The 6,455-nt window shown below is 72.7% G+C and carries 6 protein-coding genes and 1 pseudogene; 5 read left to right on the plus strand and 2 right to left on the minus strand.

Features of this window, described 5'->3' with window-relative positions; genetic code table 11:
• Nucleotides 1–164: 164 nt before the first annotated feature.
• Nucleotides 165–986 (minus strand): (2Fe-2S)-binding protein, encoded by an 822-nt coding sequence (locus tag AB0399_RS25040; RefSeq protein WP_329363680.1) that lies wholly within the window; start codon nt 984–986, stop codon nt 165–167.
• A 339-nt stretch (nt 987–1,325) separates the two neighbouring features.
• Here AB0399_RS25040 and AB0399_RS25045 point away from each other — a divergent pair, with 339 nt between their 5' ends.
• The 3 genes and pseudogenes from AB0399_RS25045 to AB0399_RS25055 all read left to right on the plus strand — a co-directional run.
• On the plus strand, nt 1,326–2,018 hold the full coding sequence (locus AB0399_RS25045) for a GntR family transcriptional regulator (RefSeq protein ID WP_329363678.1): 693 nt from the start codon (nt 1,326–1,328) through the stop codon (nt 2,016–2,018).
• Between the two features lie 635 nt (nt 2,019–2,653).
• Nucleotides 2,654–4,495 carry an asparagine synthase (glutamine-hydrolyzing) gene (asnB, locus tag AB0399_RS25050; RefSeq protein WP_366412867.1) on the plus strand — a complete coding sequence of 614 codons (1,842 nt, stop codon included), beginning with the start codon at nt 2,654–2,656 and terminating at the stop codon, nt 4,493–4,495.
• A 93-nt stretch (nt 4,496–4,588) separates the two neighbouring features.
• Nucleotides 4,589–4,882: pseudogene (locus AB0399_RS25055) on the plus strand (methyltransferase); the annotation flags it as partial.
• A 32-nt stretch (nt 4,883–4,914) separates the two neighbouring features.
• Here AB0399_RS25055 and AB0399_RS25060 read toward each other — a convergent pair.
• A complete protein-coding gene (locus AB0399_RS25060) occupies nt 4,915–5,367 on the minus strand; it encodes a VOC family protein (protein WP_366412868.1) in 453 nt (150 codons plus the stop codon).
• A gap of 21 nt (nt 5,368–5,388) precedes the next feature.
• Here AB0399_RS25060 and AB0399_RS25065 point away from each other — a divergent pair, with 21 nt between their 5' ends.
• On the plus strand, nt 5,389–5,991 hold the full coding sequence (locus AB0399_RS25065; protein ID WP_366412869.1) for a CGNR zinc finger domain-containing protein: 603 nt from the start codon (nt 5,389–5,391) through the stop codon (nt 5,989–5,991).
• A 4-nt stretch (nt 5,992–5,995) separates the two neighbouring features.
• Nucleotides 5,996–6,391: an SRPBCC domain-containing protein gene (locus AB0399_RS25070; RefSeq protein ID WP_329363670.1), complete on the plus strand. Its 396-nt coding sequence runs from the start codon at nt 5,996–5,998 to the stop codon at nt 6,389–6,391.
• Nucleotides 6,392–6,455: the final 64 nt, after the last annotated feature.

Genomic DNA, 6,455 nt, shown 5'->3' on the forward strand with positions numbered 1-6,455 from the left:
TCGCTTCCGTCGCGCTCGGGCCGTGGGGACTGCTTACGACCGACATCATCGTGCAGAGCGCGGATGGGTGCAGACGTTACGGCACAAGAGCACGCGTATGGTTCCCGGGTGCTCGAACTCGCGTGCCAGAACGGCTTAGTTGAGCGAGATCGTAGCGTGGACGGTCAGGCCGCGGACGCACGGCGGTCGATCCGGGCCGGTGCGCGCAGCCGCGGACAGGTGGTGCAGGTGTCCGTGGGGCTGATGGTGTAGTAAAGGCAGCAGGTGAGCCGGGTGCGCGACGCCGCTGCGCACTGCGTCCCGGCTGACGGTCCGTCAATCCGCGTACCCGGACGGAACCCCGCGGAGCCCGGAAAAGGGTGGGTGCCGCCCGGCAGCAGCGCGGCCAGTTCGGCCACCGCGCGCTCCTCCTGGTCGAACAACCGGCCGACGTACCAGAGCCCTTCGGTGATCTCGTCGGTGACCATGCCCCACAGCGCGTGTCGGCCGCGTCGCAGCAGCGGGCCGAAGCCCGCGAGGACCGGCGCGACATGGTCGGCGATCGCCGCCCGCAGCTCGTCGCGCAGCGCGGCCGGGTGCGGCGCCGTCCGCGCGCCGGGCAGCGTCGCGGCCGGGTCGTCCGGCAGGCAGCTGAACGACCGGGTGCGCACCGTGACCCGGCCGGTGGCGGGGTGGAACGCCACGTCGCCGACCGGCAGCCGCGGCACCCTGCCGTGCAGGAACCACGGCACCGTGAACAGCAGGCACGCCGGCCACAGGTAACGGTGGAGCGCGAGGGTCGCCACGACGTCCGGGCGCGGCGGGCGCTCGCGCTTCCGGGCCGACTCGGCCGTGGCGTTCGTCACGAACGCGTCCAGCGCGGCGCCGCCCGCGGCGAGCTCGCCCGCGCCGATCCAGCCCGCGCCGGAGGGCGGCGGGGCGGCGGTGATCCGCAGTTGCGGGAAGACCGCGGACAGCCGGGCATAGGAGGCGCTGGTCGCAGGCATGGTAAGGCTTACCTTAGCGACCTGGGTGAGGGATTGCGCCAGCGGCCGTACGCCGGACGGGTGAGTGTGCCGGAGCGCGGTACGGGAGCGGGTGGCGCCGCGGGTGGCGGTCGCGCGCCGGCCGCCCGGGCGTGGCGTGCGGGGCGTGGCGTATGGCGTGCGGGGTGTGGGGCCTCGGGGTCGATGAGGGGCCGTGCGGCGGGTGGACGGGCGGCCCGGGGGATCGGGGGGATCGGGGGACCGGCGGGCCGGATGGTCGTACGGTCCGATGATCGGACGTAAGGTCGGACGGATTTCCTGGACAGATTCCCGGACAGCGGTGGAGAGGGGCGGGACCCGGTGGAGCGAGCCGCGCCCATAGTGCCGCCCGCGCGGGTGCCCGAGCGGCTGTCCGTACGCGACCAGGTGCTCGACGCGCTGCGCGCCGCGATCGTCTCCGGGCGGCTCGCACCTGGCTCCGTGCACTCCGCTCCCGAGCTGGCCGAGCGGTACCGCGTCTCCGCGACCCCGGTCCGCGAGGCGATGCAGCTGCTCGCCCGCGAGGGCGCCGTCGAGGTGCTGCCCAACCGCGGCTTCCGCGTCGCCGAGCACACCGCGCGCGACCTCGCCGAGCTGGCGGAGGTGCGGGCGCTGCTCGAAGGGCCCGTGGTGCTCGGGCTCACCCGCACGGTGCCGGTCGCCCGCTGGGAGCGGTTGCGGCCGCTCGCGGACGAGGCGGTCGTGCTGGCGGTCCGCGGCGACCTCGGGGGGTACGCCGAGGCCGACCGCGCGTTCCACCGGGCCGTGTTGCAGCTGTCCGGCAACCTGCACCTGGTCGCTGTCGCGGACGAGGTGCACCGGCGTACGCAGTGGCCCGCCGCCTTGCCGCAGCGGAAGGGGGGTGGCGTGCGGGATCGGGATCGGCTGGTCGCCGACGCCACGGAGCACTGCGTGCTGCTCGATGCGGTCGCCTCCGGCGAGGAGGGGGCTGTGGCGGATGCGGTGCGGCGGCACTTCGGTGGGGGTGCGGTGGGGGAGGGCGTTCACGGCTGAGGGTGCGGTGGGGGAGGGCGTTCACGGCTGAGGGTGCGGCCGGCAGTGGCCCCGGGGTCTCGCCGCGGGAGTGGGTCCGGCGCGCCCGGTGCGCCACCGATGTGGCTGGTCGCGCGGTTCCTCCCCCTGGCTTCGCCGGGAAGTGCCCCCAGCGCCCCTTGGCGGTCGCCCTCTTCCGCGACGGCGTCCCCGTCGCTGTTGACGGGTGGGCCTCCTCCGTCACGGCACCCGGGGTGGGGGAACCGGCCATTGTGGCTGAAGGGGTTGGGGAGGTATTCGGCCGTTCGGCGGGGCCGGGGGGAGGCCGTGCGGCGGGGGCGCGTACACCCGTTGGCGGGGCGGCGGGTGTATACGAACGGGTTCGCGGAACTGCTTCCTCCACTTTTTCGGCCCGCTTACCCCAACGCCTCGCAAAGTCGTACCCAGACCCTTGACGGAGGGTCATCAGTGCGCACGCGACGGGGCATTTATGCAGGCCACTCATATGATGACCGAAAGTTGCTTACTACATACACCGGTCTTCCGGCTGCCGTTGACGGGCGGACCGCGGCGGATCGACCATCCGTTTAGGTGCTCAATACACATGATTCGTGTTGCGGACACGTTGCGTGTGACCGAGTGGACGGAGAAGTCGCATGTGCGGAATCACCGGATGGATCTCCTACCAGCGCGACCTGGCCGCGCAGCGGCCGATGGTCGACGCGATGACCGAGACGATGTCCTGCCGGGGGCCCGACGACCGGGGCACGTGGATCAGCGGACCGGCCGCGCTCGGCCACCGCCGGCTCGCCATCATCGACCTGCCCGGCGGCCGCCAGCCGATGAGCGTCGACGCGCCCGGCGGCACGGTCGCCATGGTCTACTCCGGCGAGGCCTACAACTTCACCGAACTGCGCGTCGAACTGGCCGGCCGCGGCCACCGGTTCAGCACCGACTCGGACACCGAGGTGGTGCTGCACGGCTACCTGGAGTGGGGCGCGGCGGTCGCCGAGCGGCTCAACGGGATGTACGCCTTCGCGATCTGGGACGACCGCGAGAAGAAGCTCGTGATGATCCGGGACCGGATGGGCATCAAGCCCTTCTACTACTACCCGACCGCCGACGGCGTGCTGTTCGGCTCCGAGCCCAAGGCGATCCTGGCCAACCCGCTCGCCGAGCGGACGGTGACCCTCGACGGCCTGCGCGAACTGCTCGTGATGGTCAAGACCCCGGGGCACGGGTTCTGGGACGGCATGCGCGAGGTGGAGCCCGGCACCGTGGTGACCGTGGACAGCAACGGCATCCGCACCCACACGTACTGGTCGCTGGAGACCCGGCCGCACACCGACGACAAGCAGGCGACGATCGGGCACGTGCGCACCCTGCTCGACGACATCGTGCGGCGGCAGCTCGTCGCCGACGTCCCGCGCTGCACGCTGCTCTCCGGCGGCCTGGACTCCTCCGCGATGACCGCGCTGGCCGCGCAGCAGCTCGGCCGGACCGGCGAGACCGTACGGAGCTTCGCGGTCGACTTCGTCGGCCAGACCGAGAACTTCGTCGCCGACGAGCTGCGCGGCACCCCCGACACCCCCTTCGTGCACGACGTGGCCCGCACCTCGGGCACCGAGCACCAGGACATCGTCCTGGACTCCGACCAGCTCGCCGACCCCGCCGTACGCTCCAAGGTGATCGCGGCCAGGGACCTTCCCGCGGGCTTCGGCGACATGGACGCGTCGCTCTACCTGCTCTTCAAGGCGATCCGCGCGCACTCGACGGTGGCGCTGTCGGGGGAGTCCGCCGACGAGGTCTTCGGCGGCTACCTCCAGTTCTTCGATCCCGAGGCCCGCAAGGGCAAGACCTTCCCCTGGCTGTCGAGCTTCGCCAAGCACTTCGGGGACGAGGGGAGCATCCTCACCGAGGAGTTCAGCCACGGCCTGGACCTGGACGGCTACGTGCGCGACTCCTACGCCACGGCCTCCGCCGAGGTCCAACGGCTCGCGGGCGAGAGCGACCTGGAGTTCCGGATGCGGACCATCTCGTATCTGCACCTGACCCGGTTCGTGCGCGTGCTGCTCGACCGCAAGGACCGCGCCAGCATGGCGGTCGGCCTGGAGGTGCGGGTGCCGTTCTGCGACCACCGCCTGGTGGAGTACGTCTACAACGCGCCCTGGGCGCTGAAGTCCTTCGACGGCCGCGAGAAGAGCCTGCTGCGCGAGGCGACCGCCGACGTGCTGCCGCAGTCCGTCTACGACCGGGTCAAGAGCCCCTACCCCTCCACCCAGGACCCGGCCTACGCCGTCGCCCTCCAGAAGAACGTCAAGGAAGTCCTCGCCCAGCCCGCCCACCCGGTGTTCGACCTCGTCAGCCGCAGCGCGCTGGAGCGGTTGGTGCGCATCGACACCCCGCAGATCATGCAGGCGTCGCGCCGCGGCCTGGAGCGCACCCTCGACCTCGCACTGTGGATCGACATGTACCGCCCGACCCTGAAACTGTCCTGACCCGAAAGCGTTGGCGCCCCGCCGGACCGGCGGGGCGCCGCCGTGCGCGGGAGCGGTGCGTACGCCTGACCGTGCTCACGGTTTTATGCAACATCGGCCGGGTTCGCGCCCCGGCTGATCATCGGTGACGGGCTGCGCGGCGACCCGGACGGGGGCCGGTACGACCGGCTGATCGCCACGTGCGCGGTCCGGTACATCCCGCTGCCCTGGCTGCACCAGGTGCGGCCAGGGGGAAAGATCCTGGTGCTGCTGGACGTGACCGGTCCCGGGGAGGCCACGGGCCGGTTCCTCCCCGGTCGCACCAGCTTCGTGATCGCCCGGCCGCACGACCGTCCGCCCCGTCCGGCCCTGGCCCTGCTGCCCGGGGACGAGCGGCCGAGTCGGATCGCGCTGGGCGGGCGTCCCGCTCGCGGTGGGGGTCACGCCGCGCAGAACTCGTTGCCCTCCGGGTCCCGCATGACCCACCAGTGGCCGGCGGGTCCCCGGTCGACCTCGTGGACGCGGGTCGCTCCCAGTCCTTCCAGCCGGGCCACCAGCTCGGTCAGGCCGCCGGGTCCGCCGTGCACGTCGAGGTGCAGGCGGTTCTTGCCCGACTTGGGCTCGGGTACGTCCTGGAAGAGCACCCGCCGGCCCCGGCCGACGCCGCTGGTCTGGTCGAACGGGTCGTCGGGGTGGCGGATCGCGGCATGGCCGCGGAAGTTCCTGCGGCCGCGGTGCTCGGTGACCGCGTCCTCGCCGATGTGGCCGGCGGCCAGCAGTTGCGTGATGAGGGCGCTGGGGTCCTCCACCTCGTACTCCAGGGCGGCGGCCCAGAAGTCCGCGAGGGCGGCCGCGTTCGCGCTGTCGATGACCAACTTCCAGTGCAGTGCCATGTAACCATTTATATTGGTTACATGGAATCCTCGGCAACCAAGGGGCTGACACTGCGCTCCCACACAGGTGTCGCCTACCGGTTCGACCCCGGCGCGCTGTGCCTGGAGCTGCTGACCACCGGCGGTCCGGGCCCCTACCGCCGCTACGAGGTGCTGCGCGAACCCGCCGACCTGGCCGCCTGGGCCGAGCGCTCACGGCTGACCCCGACCCCCGTGCTGGAGATCTCCGCGGCGGAGGTGGCCGGCGTACGGGATCTGCGCGACGCGCTGTTCCGTGCGGTCCTCGCCCACCTGGAGGGGGAGCTCCTCCCGCCCGGCGACCTCGCGGTCATCAACGCCGCCGCGGCCCTTCCGCCCCTGGCGCCCGCCATCACCCCGGCCGGCGCGCAGTGTTGGGCCGGAAACCCGGGCGGCACCCACCTCGCGGCCACCGTCGCCAGGGACGCGGTGGCGCTGCTGACCGGGCCCTTCGCCGACCGCATACGCACCTGCGCCGCCGAGGACTGCCATCTCGTCTACGTCGACACCTCCCGCCCGGGCCGCCGCCGCTGGTGCTCGATGGAGCACTGCGGCAACCGCCACAAGGTCAGGGCGCTGCGCCTGCGCCACTCCGAGGAAGGATGACCCCGTGCCCACAGGACTCACCAAGGACGCCGGCTGGCAGATCGGCGTGTCCCGCACGCTGCCCCACCCCCCGTCCGTCGTCTGGGACTTCGTCAGCGGCGCCGAAGGGCTCGCCCTCTGGCTCGGGCCCGGCGCGGCCCTCACCCCGGAGCGCGGCGCCGCCTACCGGACGGCGGCCGGCGTCACGGGCGAGGTACGCGGCTACCGTCCGCTGGACCGCATCCGCGTCACCCACGGCACCACCACCGTCCAGGTCGCCCTCCGCCCCACCGCCGACGGGGACCGGACGGCGCTGCGCTTCCACCAGGAGCACCTGGCGAGCGCCGAGGAGCGCGAACGGCGGCGCGCGCACTGGAACCGCGTCATGGACGAGGTCGCCGCCGCCCTCGACCGGCGCTGACCGCGGGGTGGTGGGGGAGTGGCGCAGGTCACGGGAACGGCTTGCGGTCCGCGGAGAGGTAACG

The organism is Streptomyces sp. NPDC088194, from assembly GCF_040702025.1.
In the GTDB taxonomy this organism is placed as follows: Bacteria; Actinomycetota; Actinomycetes; order Streptomycetales; family Streptomycetaceae; genus Actinacidiphila.

Coding starts and splice junctions, on each gene's coding strand:
- asnB (WP_366412867.1), top strand. CDS start 2,654: ATGTGCGGAATCACCGGATGGATCTCCTACCAGCGCGACCTGGCCGCG.
- AB0399_RS25040 (WP_329363680.1), bottom strand. CDS start 986: ATGCCTGCGACCAGCGCCTCCTATGCCCGGCTGTCCGCGGTCTTCCCG.
- AB0399_RS25065 (WP_366412869.1), top strand. CDS start 5,389: ATGGAATCCTCGGCAACCAAGGGGCTGACACTGCGCTCCCACACAGGT.
- AB0399_RS25060 (WP_366412868.1), bottom strand. CDS start 5,367: ATGGCACTGCACTGGAAGTTGGTCATCGACAGCGCGAACGCGGCCGCC.